The organism is Pirellulales bacterium, assembly GCA_036490175.1.
Classification (GTDB): Bacteria; Planctomycetota; Planctomycetia; order Pirellulales; family JACPPG01; genus JACPPG01.
Genome location: DASXEJ010000255.1, coordinates 1 through 20,510, shown reverse-complemented (window position 1 = coordinate 20,510; position 20,510 = coordinate 1). Strand labels below are relative to the sequence as shown.

The 20,510-nt window shown below is 60.9% G+C and carries 14 protein-coding genes; 9 read left to right on the top strand and 5 right to left on the bottom strand.

Features of this window, described 5'->3' with window-relative positions; all coding sequences use genetic code 11:
- The first annotated feature begins 20 nt into the window (after positions 1–20).
- Complete coding sequence (locus VGG64_18965) at positions 21–2,189, top strand: alpha-amylase/4-alpha-glucanotransferase domain-containing protein (protein HEY1601690.1); 2,169 nt, start codon at positions 21–23, stop codon at positions 2,187–2,189.
- Positions 2,190–2,252: 63 nt separating this feature from the next.
- On the opposite strand, the gene bioD is transcribed toward VGG64_18965, so the two are convergent.
- A complete protein-coding gene (bioD, locus tag VGG64_18960; GenBank protein HEY1601689.1) occupies positions 2,253–2,945 on the bottom strand; it encodes a dethiobiotin synthase in 693 nt (230 codons plus the stop codon).
- 69 nt (positions 2,946–3,014) lie between these two features.
- Between bioD and VGG64_18955 the strand changes: the two genes are divergently transcribed.
- Positions 3,015–3,923, top strand: coding sequence for a carbon-nitrogen hydrolase (locus tag VGG64_18955; protein ID HEY1601688.1), 909 nt, complete (start codon positions 3,015–3,017; stop codon positions 3,921–3,923).
- Positions 3,924–4,159: 236 nt separating this feature from the next.
- On the opposite strand, the gene VGG64_18950 is transcribed toward VGG64_18955, so the two are convergent.
- Together VGG64_18950 and VGG64_18945 are read right to left on the bottom strand one after the other, a co-directional pair.
- Positions 4,160–4,699: a DUF2617 family protein gene (locus VGG64_18950; GenBank protein HEY1601687.1), complete on the bottom strand. Its 540-nt coding sequence runs from the start codon at positions 4,697–4,699 to the stop codon at positions 4,160–4,162.
- Positions 4,700–5,124: 425 nt separating this feature from the next.
- Positions 5,125–6,624, bottom strand: coding sequence for a hypothetical protein (locus VGG64_18945; protein ID HEY1601686.1), 1,500 nt, complete (start codon positions 6,622–6,624; stop codon positions 5,125–5,127).
- A gap of 325 nt (positions 6,625–6,949) precedes the next feature.
- Here VGG64_18945 and VGG64_18940 point away from each other — a divergent pair, with 325 nt between their 5' ends.
- The 5 genes from VGG64_18940 to VGG64_18920 all read left to right on the top strand — a co-directional run bounded on the left by VGG64_18940 (position 6,950) and on the right by VGG64_18920 (position 12,358).
- Complete coding sequence (locus VGG64_18940) at positions 6,950–8,035, top strand: PA0069 family radical SAM protein (GenBank protein HEY1601685.1); 1,086 nt, start codon at positions 6,950–6,952, stop codon at positions 8,033–8,035.
- 147 nt (positions 8,036–8,182) lie between these two features.
- On the top strand, positions 8,183–9,562 hold the full coding sequence (locus VGG64_18935) for a replication-associated recombination protein A (GenBank protein HEY1601684.1): 1,380 nt from the start codon (positions 8,183–8,185) through the stop codon (positions 9,560–9,562).
- Positions 9,563–9,758: 196 nt separating this feature from the next.
- Positions 9,759–10,988: a L,D-transpeptidase family protein gene (locus tag VGG64_18930; GenBank protein ID HEY1601683.1), complete on the top strand. Its 1,230-nt coding sequence runs from the start codon at positions 9,759–9,761 to the stop codon at positions 10,986–10,988.
- Positions 10,989–11,039: 51 nt separating this feature from the next.
- Positions 11,040–11,654 (top strand): orotate phosphoribosyltransferase, encoded by a 615-nt coding sequence (gene pyrE, locus VGG64_18925; GenBank protein ID HEY1601682.1) that lies wholly within the window; start codon positions 11,040–11,042, stop codon positions 11,652–11,654.
- A gap of 8 nt (positions 11,655–11,662) precedes the next feature.
- Positions 11,663–12,358 (top strand): hypothetical protein, encoded by a 696-nt coding sequence (locus tag VGG64_18920; protein HEY1601681.1) that lies wholly within the window; start codon positions 11,663–11,665, stop codon positions 12,356–12,358.
- A gap of 24 nt (positions 12,359–12,382) precedes the next feature.
- Here the strand turns inward: VGG64_18920 and VGG64_18915 are convergent, their stop codons facing one another.
- Both VGG64_18915 and VGG64_18910 read right to left on the bottom strand, forming a co-directional pair.
- A complete protein-coding gene (locus VGG64_18915) occupies positions 12,383–13,633 on the bottom strand; it encodes a DegT/DnrJ/EryC1/StrS family aminotransferase (protein HEY1601680.1) in 1,251 nt (416 codons plus the stop codon).
- A 177-nt stretch (positions 13,634–13,810) separates the two neighbouring features.
- A complete protein-coding gene (locus VGG64_18910; GenBank protein HEY1601679.1) occupies positions 13,811–15,106 on the bottom strand; it encodes a lactate racemase domain-containing protein in 1,296 nt (431 codons plus the stop codon).
- Positions 15,107–15,405: 299 nt separating this feature from the next.
- Between VGG64_18910 and VGG64_18905 the strand changes: the two genes are divergently transcribed.
- Entirely contained in the window at positions 15,406–18,927 is a 3,522-nt protein-coding gene (locus VGG64_18905) for a hypothetical protein (GenBank protein ID HEY1601678.1), read from the top strand.
- A gap of 241 nt (positions 18,928–19,168) precedes the next feature.
- The gene (locus VGG64_18900; protein HEY1601677.1) at positions 19,169–19,909 is read left to right on the top strand and encodes an MBL fold metallo-hydrolase; all 741 of its coding nucleotides are present in this window, start codon (positions 19,169–19,171) and stop codon (positions 19,907–19,909) included.
- Positions 19,910–20,510 lie beyond the last annotated feature (601 nt).

The window sequence follows — 20,510 nt, the reverse complement described above, 5'->3', positions numbered from 1 at the left end:
GCTTCGCCGCAGCCGCTATCATGCCACACACGATTCGCCTCGCTCTCGTTCTGCACAATCATCAGCCGATCGGCAACTTCGACGGCGTCTTCGAACAGGCCTATCAGGACAGCTACCGGCCGTTCTTGGAAGTGTTTCGCCGCTTTCCTTCGCTACAGATCTGCTTGCATACCAGCGGCTCGCTGATGGAGTGGCTCGCGGCCCGCCATCCCGAGTACCTGGATGAGCTGGCGGAATTGGTTTCGCAAGGGCGCATCGAAATCATTGGCGGGGCGTTCTTCGAGCCGATCTTGTCGATGATCCCTCCGCGCGACCGCATCGGCCAGATCCGCAGCTATACCCAATGGCTCGAGGCGCGGCTGCGATGCAAAGTGCGCGGTATGTGGATTCCCGAGCGGGTCTGGGAACCGACCATGGTCAGCGACCTGGTCGAGGCCAACATCCATTACACCGTGCTCGACGACTTTCATTTTCGCAATGCCGGTCTGTCGCCTGAGCTACTCGATGGGTATTTCATCAGCGAGAATGACGGGCAGATCCTGGCCATCTTTCCCGGCAGCGAGCGATTGCGGTATACGATCCCCTTCGCCGCGCCCGAGGCGACGGTCGACCACTTGCGGAGCATTGCCGAGCGGCGGCCCGAGGCCGTGGTCGTTTTCGGCGACGACGGCGAGAAGTTCGGCACCTGGCCCGAGACCAAGCGTCACGTCTACGACGACGGGTGGCTGTCCCGTTTCTTCGAGGCGCTCGTGGCCAACGAAAGTTGGATCAAAACCACCACGCTCGCCGAGGCCATCGATAACGTTCCGCCCAATGGCAAAATCTATCTGCCCGACAGTAGCTATCGCGAGATGACCGAATGGGCGCTCCCTACCGCCCAGCTTTTGGAATACGAGCGCGTGCGGCACGAACTGGAGCATGATCCGCATTGGCCCGTCTTGTCGCAGTTCGTGCGCGGCGGCTTTTGGCGCAACTTCAAGGTGAAGTATCCCGAAGCTGACGAAATGTACACGCGGATGCTGATGATCAGTCGGCGCGTGGCCGAGGCCGAAGAAAGCCGGCAGAATCGCACCTTGGTCGAGGCGGCCCGCAGCGAGCTTTATCGAGGCCAGTGCAATTGCAGCTACTGGCACGGCGCGTTCGGCGGCATCTACCTGCCCCACTTGCGCAATGCCGTGTATCGCTCGTTAATAGCTGCCGACAATCTGCTCGATCGCGCGGCCGAGCGCACGGATCCCTGGATCGAAGCCGTGGTCGGTGATTTCAATCTCGATGCACGCCAGGAAGTCTATCTGGCCAACGACAAGCTCGCGGCACTGGTCAGGCCGTGGCGCGGCGGGCTACTTTACGAGCTCGACGTCCGCAGCATCTGTTTGAATCTGATGGCAACGCTGGCGCGCCAGCCCGAAGCGTATCACCGCAAGGTGCTGGCCGGTCCGAACTCCAATGCCGATGGGGTCAGCAGCATTCATGATCGCGTCGTCTTCAAGCAGCCCGGCCTGAACGACCGCCTGCAATACGACACGTTGCCGCGCAAGAGCCTGATCGACCATTTCTTCGACGCCGACGCGACATTGGAAAGCGTCGCTGGTGGCAAGTCACTCGAACGGGGTGACTTCGCTAGCGGCGCCTACGAAGCACGCTTGCGACGCAACCCGAACCGGATTCAGGTGCAGCTCTCGCGGCAGGGCAACGCCTGGGGACATCCGCTGAAGATCACCAAGGGCATCACGCTGGAAGCCGGCAGCTCGACGCTCGAAATCGCTTACCTGATCGAGGGACTGGAGCCCGCTCAGTCGTTCCATTTTGGCGTGGAGTTCAATTTCGCCGGGATGCCATCGGGCTGCGACGACCGGTACTTTCACGACGGCGACGGTCATCGGTTGGGCCACTTGGGCCAACAGCTCAATCTGGCCGATGCTCGCTCGCTGAACCTGGTCGATGAATACTTGGGAATCGACGTGGGCTGGAAAGCCTCGCGCGCGAGCGGCGTATGGACCTACCCCATCGAAACGGTCAGCCAATCGGAAGGGGGCTTCGAATTGGTTCACCAGTCGGTCGTCGTGCAGCCGCACTGGATGGTGCAGGCCGACGCATCGGGCCGCTGGAGCGTGACGATGGAATTAACGATGGATACCTCGATGGCCGAGCGCCGGCACGAACAGCGGGCGGTTGCCGCGTTGACCTAAACAGTCAATGCTGTCAACCGACTATTGGCACTACGTCACCCAGCGCGTTCAGGCCGGTCGTCGCTAGGACGCGGCCAGTTCGAGCCAATCAATCTCCTGCGGCAGCTCGCCTTGCCACCCCACCAGGCCGAGCACCTTGGGGACGCAGCGCGCGCGCAGCTCGGCAAGGTTCGACGCGACACTGGCATCTTGCGCGTCCGGTCGGACCTGATTGAGGATCACGCCGGCCACGTCCAGACCTTCGCCACAAGTCGCCGCGACGACCAACGTCGATAGCGTGCGGTGAATCGTTCCTAACGAGTTGTCGCTGACAACGATCAGTGGAAAGCCAAAATCGGCCACTAGGTTGGCGACGTAATCGTCGTCACCGACGGGCGAGAGTAGTCCGCCTGCGCCTTCGACCACCAGCACGTCGCTACGGTCCCTCCAGTAGTCGAGCCCCGTGCGCAATTGTTCGGCGGAAATCTCGAACCCGGCGGCGCGGGCCGCCAGGTGTGGTGCCAGCGGCGCGGCAAATCGCTGCGGACAAACGCGGTCGAGTTCCCCAGGACGCCCTGCCGCGTTCCATAGTGCCACGGCATCCTCGCTCACCAGTTCATCGCCCAAGGCCCGGCAACCGCTGGCCACCGGTTTGTAAATGCCCACACGACGTCCCGCGGCGTGCAAGGCGTGTGCGATGCGCGCCGCGATGTACGTCTTGCCGACCTCGGTATCGGTCCCAGTGATGAACAGGCCCACAGGCTGTTGGTGTGTCATGCTCGCGACTTTCGGCAGAGCCCAGGGTCCTTGGCGATGCAACCTCGGATAGGGTAACATCGCAGGACTATGAGCCACAGCCCCAACCCAACCGACAAGCGGTCAACTTCTTCGTCGGCCAAAGTGACCATCGCACTGGTGCAGATGAGTTGCGTCTCTTCGCAAGATCGCAACGTCGAGAAGGCCGTTGCCCGCATTGCCGAAGCCGCCAGCGCCGGCGCGCAGATCGTCTGCCTGCAAGAGTTGTTTGCAGGGCAATACCCGTGCCAGAGCGAAGACCATGCGCGGTTCGGCGATGCCGAGCCGATCCCAGGCCCCACGAGCCAACGCATCGCCGCCGCTGCCCGCCAACACCAGGTGGCCGTGGTCGGTTCGTTTTTCGAGCGGCGCGCGGCGGGGTTGTATCACAATACCGCCGTGATCTTCGATGCGGACGGCAGTACGGCGGGCGTCTATCGCAAGATGCACATCCCGGACGACCCTCTTTACTACGAGAAGTTCTATTTCACGCCAGGCGACTTGGGCTTTGCCAGCTTTCCGACGCGCTTTGGCAAGTTGGGCACATGTGTCTGCTGGGACCAATGGTATCCCGAGGCAGCCCGGCTAACCGCACTGACCGGCGCGCAGATTATTTTCTATCCGACTGCTATCGGCTGGCACCCCAGCGAGAAAGAAGAATACGGCGCCAGTCAGCATGCGGCATGGGAGACAATGATGCGCAGCCATGCCATCGCCAATGGCGTCTTCGTGGCGGCCTCGAATCGCACGGGCAGCGAAGGTGATATCGAGTTTTGGGGCGCGTCGTTTGTCGCCGATCCGAATGGCAATATCCTGGCTCGCGCCAGTCACAATGCCGAAGAGACGCTGATCGTGGAGTGCAACCTGGACCAGATCGACGTAGTGCGCACGCATTGGCCCTTTCTGCGCGACCGCCGCATCGACGCTTATCAGGGGCTGACGCAGCGTTATCTCGACTGAACGCTCTCCTGACCAGGCGCCCGAGGATTTTTGCCACCGAGGACGTCGAGGACACAGAGAGCAGGAAAAAAAAGACTTCAGCGGATGCCGCCATTGCGTACGCATTTACAATGGGCAACCTGGGCAGGACTTTTTGCCGAGTTGATGCGCCGTAACCCGAGGGTGATCAGAGCGGCCCGCGTGGTTCGTGCCGATTTTGCCAAACGGCGGCACGTCCTGGCGAAAGCAATCCTTAACTACGGTACTTCATAAAGAGATTGGCTCTTTACGATGGCGTAGTCGTCGGGAAAGGTGTGAAACGCTTGCACCAGCAGGCTGCGATTGCGCGTTTCCACGTTGATATAGCTGAGGGCACCGATCGCCATGCGGCCGCTGGAGTGGAAATTGTGCAACATGCCCTGCCGCTCGCCAGAAAATGCCAGTTCCTGCTGAAAGGTCCAAAAGACCTCGGGCTCGACCGGCTCTAATTGGAAGTTTACCTGGTACGAGGCGCCACCCCGACACTCCATTCGATCGCTGCGCTCGCCTTTGAGGCGATAGGATAGCAACCGTCTTTTCTGGGGGAGCGGATGTTGCGCTGATGCGCAAACTTCGGTCAGTACCAACCCCTGATGTCGCCAAGTGACAATGTGGCCGGCACTGGTGATGCTGATCGTGGCCTCGTAATCGCCACGTTTCACCGAACGACTATTGTAAACCTGAAATAATTCTGGGTGCAGCGACCTTCCATAGAGCTGGAATACCAACTCGGCGACTTTTGGTCGAACGGAAAGCACGGCATAAGTTCCTTTGACGACTTCTCGGCGAATTGCTGCACATCAAACAGTTGAAGCGCTGCCTCGATTTCAGTCGCATTATAAACAGCCTCGTCGCATGCGACAAACGTAGTTTGATGGCAATTCAGGCACGACCTTTTTTCGGTCTTGACAAATGCAGACGTGCCACGTCCACCGCGCTGTAACATTCACTACACGCGGCACAAAGATCGCCAGACAAGGGCGATGCGCGAACGGGCGAGACGCTTATTTTGTCGTGCGCGGCGCAGCAATTCAGTGCTTTTTCGCCGACACGCGAAGAATCAATCGCTCGCAGAAGAGTCAGGACAGCGACAACACGGATCAGATGAGGGACGAATCGATCGCCGTTCCCGTGTTCGTCTCTAGCGCGTGATTCGTGGCCCCGTGCGCCTGCAATCGTCTCTTTATGGCCGACCGCAGAGCGTATCGGCCTCGCTGTCGAGCAATGCGCGATAACGGTCGCGGATTTCGGGCGTGGCGACCTTGTCGAGATTGGCCGCCAGCACGACGTTTTCTGTCACCCTGAGAAATCGCTGGCATTTCACCCAGCGACACTCGGCGTCCAGCGCACGGGCCGAGTGTTCGGAGATTTCGTCGTGCAACCGGGAGAATTCGCTATAGCGAGTATGTCCTTCGATGGCGGCCACTATCTCGGGCCCATCGCGACGCAATTGCTCGGCAACCTGGGGATTCCAGGGGTTGGCAAACTCGGGCCAGCGGAATTTGAGCATCTCGCCCATGGCATTGCGCGCGCGCTGATACTCACCCTGCAATTTCTTTTTTTCTCTGTTGATCTCGCCGCGCTCTTTCTCAAGGCGTTCTGCCAAATCGCGGGCTAACTTCGATCGATCGTCGCCCGCCAGGTTGAGCGTTTGGGAAAGCCCATTCAACACGTCGCGCTCGAGCGGCGAGGCCAACGATTCGAGCGTCTCGAACGGCGCGTCGGGCGAGATCAAATGCTCGGCCGCCTCTCCCGTAGATTTGCTGAACGCGCGCAGAAACGCGTCGGACGTCTTCACTGGGATGTCGATGGTATTCAACGTCAGCAGTGCGTGTGCATGCGCTTCGGCAAACGATATCTGACCATCGACGTTGCAATCGCGCGCGGCAATGGGCTCGCCCAGCCGTGTTCGCCCGCCGATCGCGGCCCAGAACGAGCTGCTGTATTCTTGATAATTCTCTTCGTCGATCTCGGGTGTGCAGCCGGCGGCCGGACGAGTCTGCACCGTGGCGTAGAATCCGCAGCGGTTGGCGCGCGAAACGCCCTTCTTGGGATCTCCTTCGTTAAAGATGCAATTCGCGAATCCGCCCGAATAACATTGCACCATCACCAGCACAACGCGCACCTCGGGGTCGATCTTGTCGAGCCTCGCGACGAAATCCTTGACCGGCACTTGCTCGTGGTTCCACATGAAGAAATGGGGATTGTCCGCGTGCGATCCCTTGCCTCCGTGGCCGGTGAGATAAATCACCAGCCGGTCGCCGGCGTGCAATTGCGGCGCAACATCGTCAAACCAACGATCCAGATTCTGCCGCGACGAGGCGCCGCGGATTCCAGGCACAGCGTGCGAACGAAACTGCGTGTCGAGGTCGTCTTCCTTGCCGAAGACCCGTGCAACGAGCAACACGGCGCGCGGTACGCCCGCCGTGGGATCGATAAATTGCAAATCGCGGCCGGGCGAGTCGCCGTCGCTGAACAGAATGTCGTGCGCCGCACCGGCCAGGTGTTGTTCCGCCAGCAGATGTTGGAAGAACAAGACATTCTTTTCCAGCGAGGCCTGATTGCCACTGGGAGTGTAGCCGCCGCCGATCGTCAGGAAATATTCCGTGGCCGCAACGGTTGAGATGCCCGAGAGGACAACGATCGTTACGATGCCCGCCACACACAGTCGATGAACACGCATCTTCCCTACCTCCTGTCCGCGAACGGATGTTGGTGGCGCGAGAATGTCCCATGAGCCAGCGTTGGACTCTTGCAAATTATCCAGCGCAAATTGACGCGTCAAGAAATTACCCTTTTTTGCCGGCGGCGTAAGGTCTGGCGACGATGTGTCTTCGAACGCCCGTACCGCGTGCGATACGCCAACATGGGGGCGGCCGCGGCAATATCATCGCAATCACGCGGCGCGTCGGGAATTCCACCGCCGGTCGTCGCGGTATAATCGGGTACTCTTGCCTCGCACTCTCGATCGGACCGACAGTCACATCCTCCCTTGTCCGGGTCTCCGCATGCCCAGCGAACCACAGCAAAAATTCGTCGGCCGCGGCACCAGCACGCGACCAGGCAACCGATTCGAAGCGGTCCATCTGGAACCCCAATTCGACGAATTGGCTGAGGACGACGACCTGTTGGCCGCGCGCCGTACGATACCGACCGCGTTTTTGCCCGACCAATCGCAGTCGATCATCGCCACCAACGACAGCCCCGACATTGGCTTTCGCTACAGCATCAACGTCTACCGTGGTTGCGAGCACGGCTGCTCTTACTGCTATGCGCGACCCTCGCATGAATTCCTGGGGATGAACGCCGGGCTGGATTTCGAAACCAAGGTCATGGTCAAGCATGACGCGGCCGCGTTGCTGCGTGCGGCGCTCGCTCGTCCAAAATGGCGCGGCGAGATGATCATGATGTCGGGCGTAACCGATTGTTATCAACCGATCGAACGGAAACTGCGGCTGACCCGGGCCGTATTGGAAGTGATGAGCGAGTCGCGGCAATGCTGCGGCATCATCACCAAGAACGCCTTGGTGGTGCGCGACTTGGACATTCTTGCGGACATGGCGCGGCAGAATCTGGTACACGTGCATCTGAGCGTGACCACGCTCGACGCAGAATTGGTCGGCGCCCTGGAACCTCGCACGTCGCGTCCTGCCGCACGCTTGCAGGCCATTCGTAGATTAACCGATGCCGGCGTACCAGTTGGTGTCATGGTGGCGCCGATCATCCCCGGCTTGAACGACCACGAGATGCCAGCGGTCCTCGAGGCAGCGGCTGAAGCCGGAGCAAAGACGGCGAGCTATGTGCTCTTGCGACTACCGCACGCGGTGAACCCGATCTTCATGGATTGGCTGGCCACAAACCGGCCCGAGGCCCTCGCCCGCGTCGAATCGCGCATTCGCGGCACGCGCGGCGGCAAACTCTACCAATCGGCATTCAGCGAACGGCAGCGCGGCCGCGGAAACTACGCCGAGCAGATCAAACAGACCTTTGGCGTATTTCGCGCGAAACACGGCCTGGACGGCCGCCTGCCGGCCTTCGATACATCGCTCTTCACGCCGCCGCGAGCTGCTAGCGGGCAGATGAACTTGTTTTGACGTGGCGCCGCTCGCCGGTCCAGCTCGGGGTGGCGTCTCGTTGGTAATTGGATCGTCGCGCGAAGCCGGCCGCCGAACAATCTGTATAATTTGACGGCCCGATCACCACCAATCGCGTTCGTTCTTTTCGCTGTTCGAGAACCGTCGATGAAACCCATTCCCGGCCCCTCCCTGTTTGAGGCGGGCGAAGCTCAGAATCGTCAGCAGGCGCAGCCGCTGGCGGCGCGGATGCGGCCGCGCACCTTGGCCGAGTTTGTGGGCCAGCGCCAGTTTCTTGGCGAAGGGAAGCTGCTCAACCGGTTGCTGAAGGCCGATCGTTTGGGCTCGGTCATTTTCTATGGGCCGCCCGGTACCGGCAAAACCACCCTGGCACGGCTGCTGGCCGCCGAAAGCCGCAGCAAGTTCGTACAGCTCAACGCCGTCACCAGCGGCGTGAAAGATCTGCGCGACGTGTTGCAAGAAGCACGCGATCGGCTCTCGGCCGACAACAAGAAGACGCTTTTGTTCGTCGACGAGATCCATCGCTTCAATCGGTCGCAGCAAGACGTGCTGCTGCCCGACGTCGAAGACGGTATCGTGATTCTGGTAGGCGCCACGACGCAGAATCCGTTCTTTGCCATCAATAGTGCTCTGGTGAGCCGCAGCCGAGTGTTTCAGTTCGAGGCCTTATCGGTCGACGACATCAAGCAACTGCTGCGGCGCACGTTGACGGACAAAGAGCGTGGGCTGGGGGGTGAGGACGTGCGACTCGCGGACGATGCGCTCGAATTTCTGGCTGAAGTTAGCGATGGCGACGCCCGTCGTGCGCTCTCGGCATTGGAAGTCGGCGTGCTGTCCAGCCCGCAGCGACCGCTGCATTTCACGCGTGCACTGGCCGAAGAATCGGTGCAGCGCAAAGCAATTACCTACGACCGCCAGGGAGACGCGCATTACGATGCGGCCAGCGCGCTGATTAAGAGTATTCGCGGCAGCGACCCCGACGCCGCTCTGTATTGGCTGGCCCAGATGCTCGAAGCGGGCGAAGACGTGCGGTTTCTGGCGCGGCGCATCGTGATCGCTGCCAGCGAGGATATCGGCAATGCCGATCCCCACGCCCTGCCGCTGGCCGTAGCGGCCATGCAAGCCACCGAGTTTGTCGGACTGCCGGAGTGTCAGCTGCCATTGGCACAGGCCGTGACGTACTTGGCGTGCGCGCCAAAATCGAATGCCAGCTATGTTGGCATCGCCGAAGCGCGCGCCGATGTGTCGTCGGGCCGGTTGTTGCCTGTGCCGGTGCACCTGAAAGACAGCCACTACGGGGGCGCCAAGCGGCTTGGCCATGGCGACAGCTATCAGTACTCGCACAATGCGCCCGATGGCGTGGCATCGCAGGATTATTTGGGTGTCGACCGGGAATACTACCGCCCGGTGCCGCGCGGTTTCGAACGTGAATTGGCCGAGCGATTGGAAAAAATTCGCGCACGGCTGCGCGAGGCTAAGACCGCGACGAACAAGCCTGGCAATGCCGCGCCCGGCGCAAGCGCATAGAGCGGCCCCGTCTGTGGTTTTGGGAAAGTTTAGAATCTGCCCAACCTGCCATCTGGGGGACATCGTCGTTTGCATGCTGTTGCCAGGGCTTGATTGCCCCTGGCTGACATAGCGTGAATTTCGATGTTCCCCTATGATCTCTCCGCAATCTGCCCCTTCTGGGGCCATGTCAAGGGAGTTTTCAGGAGAGACGACAGTGCAGGCCTTTAAGACGCTGCTGATTGTCGCCGTGCTTTCGGCTGTCGCATACGGTGTTTACGTCGGGCTCACCGGCGTGCGCGACGTCGAGCCGCCGCCGGGCGCGACACCGGACGATTGGCAGGGAGCACCGCAGATCGAGTTGCCCAGCGCCGATGCTTCGCAAGGGGGCGCGCCGCCGACCCTGGCAGCACCGGCCGCGCCTCGCGCGCCGCAGGTTTTGCAATCGCAGCCCGCCGCGCCGGCCGACGCGCCTCCGTTCGACGCCCCGTCGGCGCCCCAGCAGGATTCCGGTGCAGTGCCCCCCTTTGTAGCACCCAGCGTGGGCCCCGGTGATCCGAATGCTATCCCCTCGGCATCGTTGCCCATTGTAGGGCAAGATCCGATGCAAGCGCCGGAGCATCACGATCCGGCGGCCGCGGGCGCCTCGTATCAACAGCCGGCCGCGGCCGACCCGGGGGTGGCATCGCCATTTTCCGTCCCACCCACCGAACCGGCGGCTTCGCTTGGCAGCGGAGTACCCGAGAGCAATTTCGCGACTGACTATGCGGCGGCTGGCGCCCTGCTGCAAGAAAACCGCCTCGATCCGGCACTACTGCTTTTGTCGCGCTGGTACGACGACCCCCGTTTGACGGAACCAGATCAGCAGGTGCTACTGCCACTGCTCCATCAGCTGGCCGGCACCGTAATCTATTCACGCGAACATCTGCTGCTGCCGGCGTATGAGGTGCAGCCTGGCGACACGCTGGACCGCGTGGCGATGCACTATAAAGTGCCGGCGCAATTGCTGGCCAAGATCAACGGAATCGCCGATCCGAATCAGCTTCGCCCCGGTGACAAGCTGAAGGTTGTACAAGGCCCCTTCGATGCCGTAGTGAGCATGAACAGCCGGCATCTTTCGCTGATGCTGGGGGGTCGTTTCGCCGGACGATTCCCCGTGGGCATCGGTGCCGATCAGACCACGCCCGAGGGAGACTTCACCGTCAAGATCAAGCAGCCCAATCCGACGTATTACGGCCCCGACCGGGTAATCGACGCCAACGATCCGACCAATCCTCTCGGCAAGTATTGGATCGGCCTGGACGACCACCTGGGTATTCACGGCACGAACGATCCGGCCAGCATCGGCCAGGCCGACTCGCGTGGTTGCATTCGCCTAAGCCAGCGCGATATTGAAGACGTCTACGACATGATGACCGTCGAATCGCGCGTGCGCATCGTGCGCTAGTCGAGCTCCTCCCGCCGCGGCCACACCCTGGCAAGACGACGCGGGATTGGTATGCTTCGCGGTAGTTTCTCCACCTCTGACCCAGGATCGGCCCTGCGCAGCCGTCTCGCTACCGTGTACGACAAACAACCGCTCATCGACCTGATTCGCGCCAAGGCACTGAAGTTCGGCGATTTCACGCTGGCCTCGGGCAAGAAAGCCAGTTTCTATCTGGATACCAAGCAAGTGACGCTCGACTCGGCCGGAGCGCGTCTGGTGGGCGAAGGAATTCTCGATCTGCTCGCAGCCCACATCCCCAAGGCCGTGGGGGGCATGTCGATCGGCGCCGACCCCATCACCGCGGCCGTGATCACGCTGGCGGGCATTCGCGGTGTACCGCTATTGGGATTCATGGTCCGCAAGGAACCCAAAGGGCACGGCACGAATCGCTACATCGAAGGACCGGTGCAACCAGGCGATGATGCCGTGATCGTAGAGGACGTGGTTACTACGGGCGGCTCGTCGATGCTGGCGATCGATCGCGCCCTGGAGTTTGGCATGACCGTCAAACGGGTCATAACGATCGTGGATCGACTCGAGGGGGGCCGCGAGGCATTCGCAGCCCGAGGTATCACGCTCGATAGCCTGCTGACGATTCGTGACTTCGGCATCTCACCACAGGCCTGACGAGCCGCATGGAAACCAGCCTGCACCGCGAAATGAAACTGCTCTACGCCGGCGCCGCCGCGCGAACCGAGGTTCGCTATGGTCGCTACCGCGTCGACGCTGTGGTGGGTGACGAGTTGGTCGAAATCCAACACGGCCGCTTAGGCGCGATCAGTTTCAAGATCGCGGAACTGCTGAAGGAACACACGGTGCGCGTCGTGAAGCCGATCGTGCGCGAGAAGTTTCTGGTAAAGCGACATCGCCGCGGGGGCAAAATCGTTTCGCGTAGACGCAGCCCCAAGCGGGGCCAGATCTTCGATCTGTTTCACGAGATGGTCTACTTCACCAAGGTCTTCCCGCATCCGCGGCTATCGATCGAAGCGGTGCTCGTGGACGTGGAAGAATACCGCTTCCCGGGGCACGGTCGGCGGCGGCGCTGGGGCAAGAACGATCATCAGGTCGAAGATCAACTACTGGTGTGCGTGGCCGAAAGCCGAGTGCTGCGCACGGCCGCGGATTTGGTCAGTCTATTGGCCTGCGACCTGCCCAAGCGCTTTCATACGGGCCAGCTGGCCGAGGCGATCGGCAAACCGCGCTGGATGGCGCAGCGCGTGGCGTATTGTCTGCGCGAGACGGGGGCCGCCAAAATCGCGGGAAAACAGGGCAATTCCCTGATGTACCAATTAGTTGGCCGGGGTCCGGGGAAGAGACCGCGCGCCGCATAAATTGCCGCCGAAGGTCGCAGCTCGTTAGACGTTCTTGCGACCGGTCCGCAATTCGTCGGCCGCTTGAGCGTGCTTGAGAAACTTCGGTGCCGGCACCCGTTGCTGTTGACTGACGCCGAAGAAGGAACCGATCTTGGTGACGACGAACTTCTGCTCCTCGAACGTGAGCTCGGGAAAGATCGGCAGCGCGAACGTCTCGCGTGCCGCCTGCTCGGTGAGGGGCAGACTGCCAGGGGTATAGCCCAAATAGGCGAAGCATTGTTGCTGATGCAACGGAACCGGGTAGTAGATCTCGGTGCCGATTTTCTGCTTCGACAAGTGCTCGCGTAACGCGTCGCGACGGCCGTCCGGCACCCGCACGACGTACTGATTCCAAACGTGGCGCCGGTCGGCGGCCTCGACGGGCAGACCCAAAATGTCTGCCAAGCCTTGTTGCGCGAACAATTCGTGATAGCGGCGGGCATGCAGTTGGCGCTGGGCGGTCCAGCGATCCAAGTGCGGCAGCTTTACGTTCAGCACTGCGGCCTGCAACGTATCGAGCCGGCTGTTGACGCCAATCACCTGGTGGTGATAGCGAGGTTGCATGCCGTGCTGGTGCAGCAATCGCAGGCGATCGGCCAGGTCCTGGCGCGTCGTGGACAACATGCCGCCGTCACCCGGGCCACCAAGGTTCTTGGTCGGATAAAAGCTGAAACAGCCGATGTCTCCCATGCTGCCCGCCGGGCGGTGCTTGTGCTCGGCGCCAATGGCCTGCGCGGCATCCTCGACAACGGCTAGCTTGTGCCGCGCGGCAATCGCAAGCAGCGCATCCATGTCGGCGCATTGGCCGAACAAATGAACCGGCATGATCGCCTTGGTGCGCGAAGTTTGGGCCTTTTCCACGAGCGCCGGATCGATATTGAACGTGGCGGCGTCGATATCGACGAATACCGGCTTGCCTCCCAATCGTGCCACGGCGGCGGCTGTGGCAAAGAATGTATAGCTCGGCAGAATCACCTCGTCGCCGGGCCCGACCCCGAGTGCCATCAACGCCAGCAAGATCGCGTCGCTTCCCGAAGCGCAGGCGATCGCGTGGGGGACGTGGCAGTAGGCGGCGATCGATTTTTCCAAAGCCTGGCAATCAGGCCCCAAGACAAAGCGGCCGGATGCCAGCACGCGTCCCACGGCCTCGGTGATTTCTTGGGCCAGCGGCTGAAACTGGCGCGACATATCGATCAGGGGAACGCCTGCCGTCTGGGGATCGGACGAGGCGGAAACGGGCGAAGCAGCTTGCATACCAGGACTCCTCGACTTCCTTGCCAATTGGCGTCGCTGGAAACGTAGTCAGAAGGGGCCGCAACGATACGTGGCCCCGGATTTTGGGTCAACCCCGGTCAGAAATCGGGGCTAGTCGGGATTAGCGCAATCCCTATGAGAAGCGTGAAGCAATTGCACTGCCCTGAACGCCTGAACCTATCGCCGCGCCCCGGCCATCTCGGCGAACTCGTATACCGTACGCGGCAAGTTCCCTTGCACGTCGAACGGTATTTCACGCAGGTCGCTGGTGATTTCCAAATCGTCGCGGCTGCGAGCCTCGTCTAAGTAAACTTGCGAGCACTCGACTTCGGCCACGTCCAGGGTGTTGCGAATCCACAGTACTTTCGCATCTGGCGGTTCGGTCAGTCCAATCGTCGGCAAGGCGGCGTCGAGGATTTCGCGATCGGTCTCAAAATCGACCGGCATCATAGCCGCACCCACGTGGCCGCTGGTCAGGCAGTTGATCCGCGTGAATTCCAAGTTCGTCTCGCGGATGGTGCGCACGGTGCAGAACTCGGCCATGCCGATGCCCGAGGCGTTGCCGTTGGTTTCCGCTGACAGCCCGCGCACGACGATTCGCTTTACCTTCGGGTATTCATCAGGGCCGGGGGCGTGCATCTGGAACTTGCGCCCCACGACGTTGGTGTCCATGCCGGCGCCGCTGATATTCTTGCCAATCTCGTCGATAAACAGAATGTCGCAGGTGCGAAATGGCAGCCGCGGCAGCCATTGCCGGGCAAGCACCAGCAATTCTTTCTCGCGCGGTTCGAATTCCTCGGGCCGAACCGCCGCGATCTTGGCGGTCTGGTCGTAGGCGTTCTCCAGAATGGCCAAGCCGGCGACGATGCGGCATTTCTCGAGAACCTGGGTCGCAACGCTACGGACAATCTGACCGAAGCTGTAGTTCTGAATCGCGCGGTGATAGATTTTTGCCCCCTCGTGCTTGCCCAGGCCGATGAGCATCATTTTCATCAAGCCGCTTTCGATGTCGCCGACGAAGTCCGTGTGCGGTTTGACACGGCCCACCACCACGACGTGGTCCGCGCCGAATGCAAATCGATCGAAGTGAACCGGAAATCCCTCCGCCGTCTGACAGACAACGACTGTGTCCATGCTGGCCTGGATCGGGCAGCCGCAGAATTCTTCGGTGATACCGTAACCTTCGAGAATGTGTTGCTGTCCGGCGGCTGTCCCGCCTCCGTGACTGCCCATCGCTGGCACAATGAACGGTTTGGCCCCCAGCGACTTGAAGTGGTCGACGGTCGCCTTCACGATCAGGTGGATATTGGCGATGCCGCGGCTGCCGGCGGTAATCGCCACGGTTTGTCCCGGCTTAACCCGGTCTGCCAGGCTCAGACGAGTTAGTTCCTTGCGGACATCGGCCGCGACGTCGGCGACGTGCGGCGCCTCGAATTTCTGGCGAACACGAAACAACTTGGGGTAGTCGGCCATGGTTCCAATTGCTCCGGGCGGGCGGGTCGGTGCTAGCAGTTTAAGTCGCAGGTCGAATCGCACTGGGAAGCGTCTGGGCGTGGCCGCGGCGAGCGGGTGCCAACCACACCGCATCTTCGGCGGCGGGCCACAGCGCGGCCTGCTGCTATCGACTGTACCAATGCCGGACGATCCGCTCTAGGCCGTGCCGTGAATTTGCGCCTAGAATGCCCCCGTCTGCCCGGGTGTGCTCGCAGGTCCCCGAGGCGCGACGAACGGCATCTAATCTGTAAACGCCATTCTGCCCAGGACAGCAGGTCATGGCCACCGCGGCCCGCACAAAAAAAGCTCCGCCCCCTACCGATGAGGCCCCTCGGCCCCGTCGCCGCCGGCGCTGGCTGTTCACCGCGACAATTCTCATTGGGTTCCCCGCGCTGCTGTGGTTTGCACCGGTCATCGTCGGATTCGGGCCGATTCTGAATCGCGTTGTAGCCCGCGCCACAGGAAAATTTCACGGCACGATCACTGTCGGAGGGGCCTCGCTCGGCTGGCTATCGTCGATCGTTGTGCAAGACATCGACATACGAGATGCAGACGGCCGGCAACTCTTTGCCGTACCAGAAGTGACCAGCGACAAGACGCTGTTGCAGTTGCTCACCAGTCCGCGAGACCTGGGCACGTTCCGGCTCGAGCGTCCGCAAGTGGACTTGGTCTTGCGCGAACACGACAGCAATGTCGAAGAGGCCGCCGGCGCAATGCTCCACCATAAAGACCATCGCGACGCGCCCCCAGCGCGCGTGGGGATCACGCTCGTCGTGAATGAGGGGACGGCCCATATCGATGATGCGGCAGCCGGCCGCCAATGGCAAATTGATGGGTTCGCCTGCGAAGTGGTTGTGCCACGTGATCTCGGCCAGGAGTTGGCCGTAACCGCCACCGGGCGTGTTGCGCCGGGCGAGCCCGCTGGACAGTTTTCGCTGCGTCTAAAAGTCGAGCCTGGAAGAGCGGTCGGTCCCGCTGCCGACGGTCGACCGCCGGGACCGCTCGACAACAGCCAAGGCGAGATTGTTATTACATCGCAGGCGCTGCCGTTGGAATTGTTCGAACCACTGCTGCGACGTGTGGCCCCCGGCAGCGAATTGACCGGCACGCTTGAGACCGACGTGACTGCCCGCTGGAACAGCACGGATGTCGCGTCGCCACAGTTAGAGTTGGATGGCCAGGTCACCGTAGCGCAGTTGGCGCTCGTCGGCCCCTGGACCGGAGACGATCGATTCCGTCTGGAACATTTGCACGTGCCGTGCAGCGTGCTGCGTAATGGTCAGCGATTGGAAGTCCGTCGCTGCGATGTCCAGTCCGATATTGGACAACTCACTTGCTCGGGGGCGATCGGCGACCTGCGCACGCTCGGTCCCGAATGGATCAAATCCCTCTGGAGCGTGCTGCCACATTCCGAGGGTGAGATCAAAGGCAGTCTCGACCTGGCAAAGCTGTCGCGCGTGCTGCCCACAACGTTGCGGGTACGGGAAGGGATGCAAATCAACGAGGGCGCCGTCAACGTTGATCTGACGAGCGGCTTGACCAACGGCCAATGGGCCTGCACCGGACGCGTCGAAACAACGCGACTATTGGCCACCGAGCAGGGTCGACAGATTTCCTGGGACCATCCGCTGGTCGTAACCGTAGCGGGCCATGACACACCGCAGGGTCCCGTGATCGAGCATCTCAATGGCGAATCGGACTTTCTGAAGTTCGAAGGGTCGGGCACGCCCGATTTTTTTGGACTGACCGCAAATTTCGAACTCGCCAGACTGGCCGAGGAACTCGGTCAGTTCTTGGACATGGGGGCCGTTCGCATCGGCGGCGACGGTTGGAGCCGCCTCACTTGGAAGCGTGCGGCAGACGACTCGTTCGAAGCAGACGCCGAATTGCAAGCGACAAATTTCGTGCTGGCCCGCCCCGGTAAGCCCGCCTGGAACGACGCCAAATTGGTTGTCACCGCTGCGGTGAAGGGACAACTCGACGGCAAGGTTGTGAAGGGAGTTGAGACGGCCAGTGTGCAGGTGGCGTCGGCCACGGATGAATTCACCGCCACGTTGGTGTCGCCGGTGGCCCAACTCGGCCCCCAGGCAAAGTGGCCGGTCGACGCGCATTTACGCGGCGAGTTGGCTCGATGGTTGGCGCGCCTGGAACCTTGGTTCACGCCACCGCCGGGTTGGGACATTTCCGGCCAGGCCGAAATCGTTTCGAACGTCACCTACGCGAACGACTTCATCGAGATCGAAAAGTGCCAAGCCGATTTCGCGACGCTGCACGCCTGGGGTCCGACGACGTTCATCGACGAACCCCGCTTACGATTGACCGGCAATGGGCAATTGGATTTGACGAAGAACACACTGCTATTGAAGGATGTAACGCTTACGTCCGCCGACGTAGGGGGCCGGCTGCAGGATGCCACTTTTGCTCTCGCTAACTCGGCTAATGGTGGTCGCATCGATCATGCCGAGTTCCAGGGAAATCTCGCCACGCTCGAACGCTGGCTACACGATCCACGACTGCCGTCTGAACTACAAATCAGTGGGCTGATGTCCTGCAACCTGCACGCTGACCTCGGCCAGCGTTCGCCAGCTCTCGACCTGAACGTAACGATCGATGACCTGGCGGTGCAGCCTCGCACAGGACAACCTTGGCGCGAACGGCAGTTGCGGGTGACCGCCAACGCGACGTACGACGAGAGCAATGACGCAGTGCAGTTGACGAGCTTCGCCGTCGATTCCGACGCCATACGATTGGCGGCCAATGGTCGGATCGATCGCTGGTCCAAGGACCGAGAGCTAGCGCTCAGCGGCAAGGCCGATTACGATCTGGAAAAATTGACCCTCCTGTTGCAGCCGTACTTCGGCAATGATGTCCGCGCCACGGGACGTGAGTCGAAATCCTTCTCGCTCGCCGGGCCGATTGGTGCTTCGCAGACGCCAGAAGTCAGCCCCGCAGCAGCGCGTGATCAGGCAATGCAGCAAATGGTTGGCAAAGCCGAATTCGGTTGGCAAACCGCGTCGCTGTTGGGTTTCGATGTCGCCGGCGGGAATTTACAGGCATCGCTGGCGGGCGGAACTCTGCAAATCGTACCGACACGATTGAACGTGAGCGGGGGAACGTTGACATTGGCACCAGTCGTGCGCCTAGCGCCATTGCCAGCCGTGTTGCAGGTGCCGGCTGGGCCGCTCATCGAGCAGGTCCGCGCCACGCCGGAAATGTGCCGGCTGTGGATGATGTATGTCGCGCCGGCCCTGGCGGGCATAACGAAAGTCGACGGAACCTTCTCCGTACAACTGGCTGGTTGCCAGGTGCCGCTCGCCCAACCCAACAGCGGCGAAGTGGCCGGACAGGTGGTGGTAAACTCGCTCGATGTCGAGCCGGGACCGTTGGTGCAAGAATTGTCGGTACTGCTTGGCAGTCCGTCGACCGTGCGCCTGGCTCAAAACTCGAAGATCGATTTCAAGATGGTGCAGGGCCGGGTCTACCATCGCGGTTTGGAACTACAGTTCCCCGAAGTGACGGTCCGCACGTACGGATCGGTCGGGCTCGATCAGACCCTGGCCATCATGGCCGAGATGAATGTGCCTACCGCCTGGATTCGAGACAGCGCGCTGCGCGAGAACTTGAAGAACCAAACGATTCAAGTGCCGATCGCCGGAACATTGGCGCGTCCCGAGATCGATCGCCAGAAACTGGCCGAGATCCAAGCCAAGTTCGTCCGCGACGCGGCTGGAGGAGCGCTGCGCAACGGATTGCAACGGCAACTCGATCGGTTGCTGTCGCCACTGGAGCCGAAGCAGTAGAGCGGAGCGCGTTTGCCGCGCCACCGCCGCATTAGCCCGGCAAATTTCTCTCTTCGATCGCTGCGAAGTCTTCCGTCGACGCGCGCCAAAGTGTACCTGCCCAACCATCTCTCCTGGGTGACGCGGCTGTCTGTCTCGCGAATTCTGACGAAGGTCCGCGGTTTTCAACGCGCCCGCTGGATGAAAATGTGGCACAATGCTCGACAATCTTCGGTGTCAAGGACTGTAGCACAGTGATCGTATGAAACTCCTCATATTGGGATCGACGGGTTACCATCCCAACGAGCTACGGCATACTGCCTGCTTTATGTTGCCCGAGATCGGGGTTGTGCTGGATGCCGGCACCGGCATATTTCGCGTGCGCGAGCACCTGAAGACGCCACAGTTAACGATCTTTCTCTCCCATGCCCATGTCGATCATGTCGTCGGTTTGACGTTTCTCTTTGACGTACTAAATGGCACGCCCGTCACGCGCGCCACGGTCTATGGAGAGCGAGAGAAGGTCGCCGCGGTCAAAACCCATCTGTTTCACGAGTTGTTGTTTCCGGTCGAGCCGCCGTGCGATTTTCTTCCGCTACCCGATGCCGTATCCCTACCTGAGGGGGGACGGTTGACTCACTTTCCGCTAGACCATCCCGGCGGATCGATTGGGTTTCGGCTGGATTGGCCCGGCCGGTCATTGGCTTATGTCACAGATACCCCCGCCCGTCCCGATGCGGATTACGTCGCGCGGATTCGCGGGGTGGACGTGCTGATCCACGAATGTTACTTCGCCGACGAACTCGCGGACCTGGCGGCGACGACTGGCCACAGCCATACGACGCCCGTGGCCGAAGTGGCCCTTGCCGCAGGGGTTGGGCGGCTCGTGCTGGTACACGTCAATCCTTTGATCAACGCGATCGATCCAGTGGGCCTGGCGACAGCCCGCGCGATCTTCCCTGCCACCGAGATCGGCACCGACGGACTCGATATCGACTTCTAAATCGGCAATCCAACGGGCTGGTGCTGCGCGCGTAGCGACCACAGAACAAGTTGTGCGGTCGTTTCGTATAGACAACAGCGCGCTAGGCGGTCCGGGCATGCGAAGCCGGATCGGCATCGGGGTGACACCGCATGGCACAAGCGTTGCACTACGTATCGAAGAACGATGTGCCCGGGCAGATTGTTCAAATGCGGGGACCGCAGCCCGGTTTCAGGAAACGACGTTACTACTTTGAGAATAGAATCTTGCATTTAACAAAGATCGATAGCCCCGCCTGATCAGCTCGCAGGCACAGAGCGATTTTAAGTGCCCCCTTTTTAAGCATCCTTGTAACAAGGGCCTGAACTGCGAAAAAAAGGACTAGAAAAAAAGTTTTCAGTGGGAATAATGATGGGGGGTGTGATCTAGCCCTTTAGGGGGTTACGCGGCGAGGAGGTCGGCCCGAGAATTAAGGACTTGTTATATCGCAGTTGCTAGCGGCTCATGGATGAGCGGGGTAACCACTTTGTAGTTTTGCTTGACCGGAACAGGACTGGACCAGGGAACAGAAGAAGAACGTGCTGTTTGCAATTCGTCGCGCACGGAAGTGAAGTTACGAACG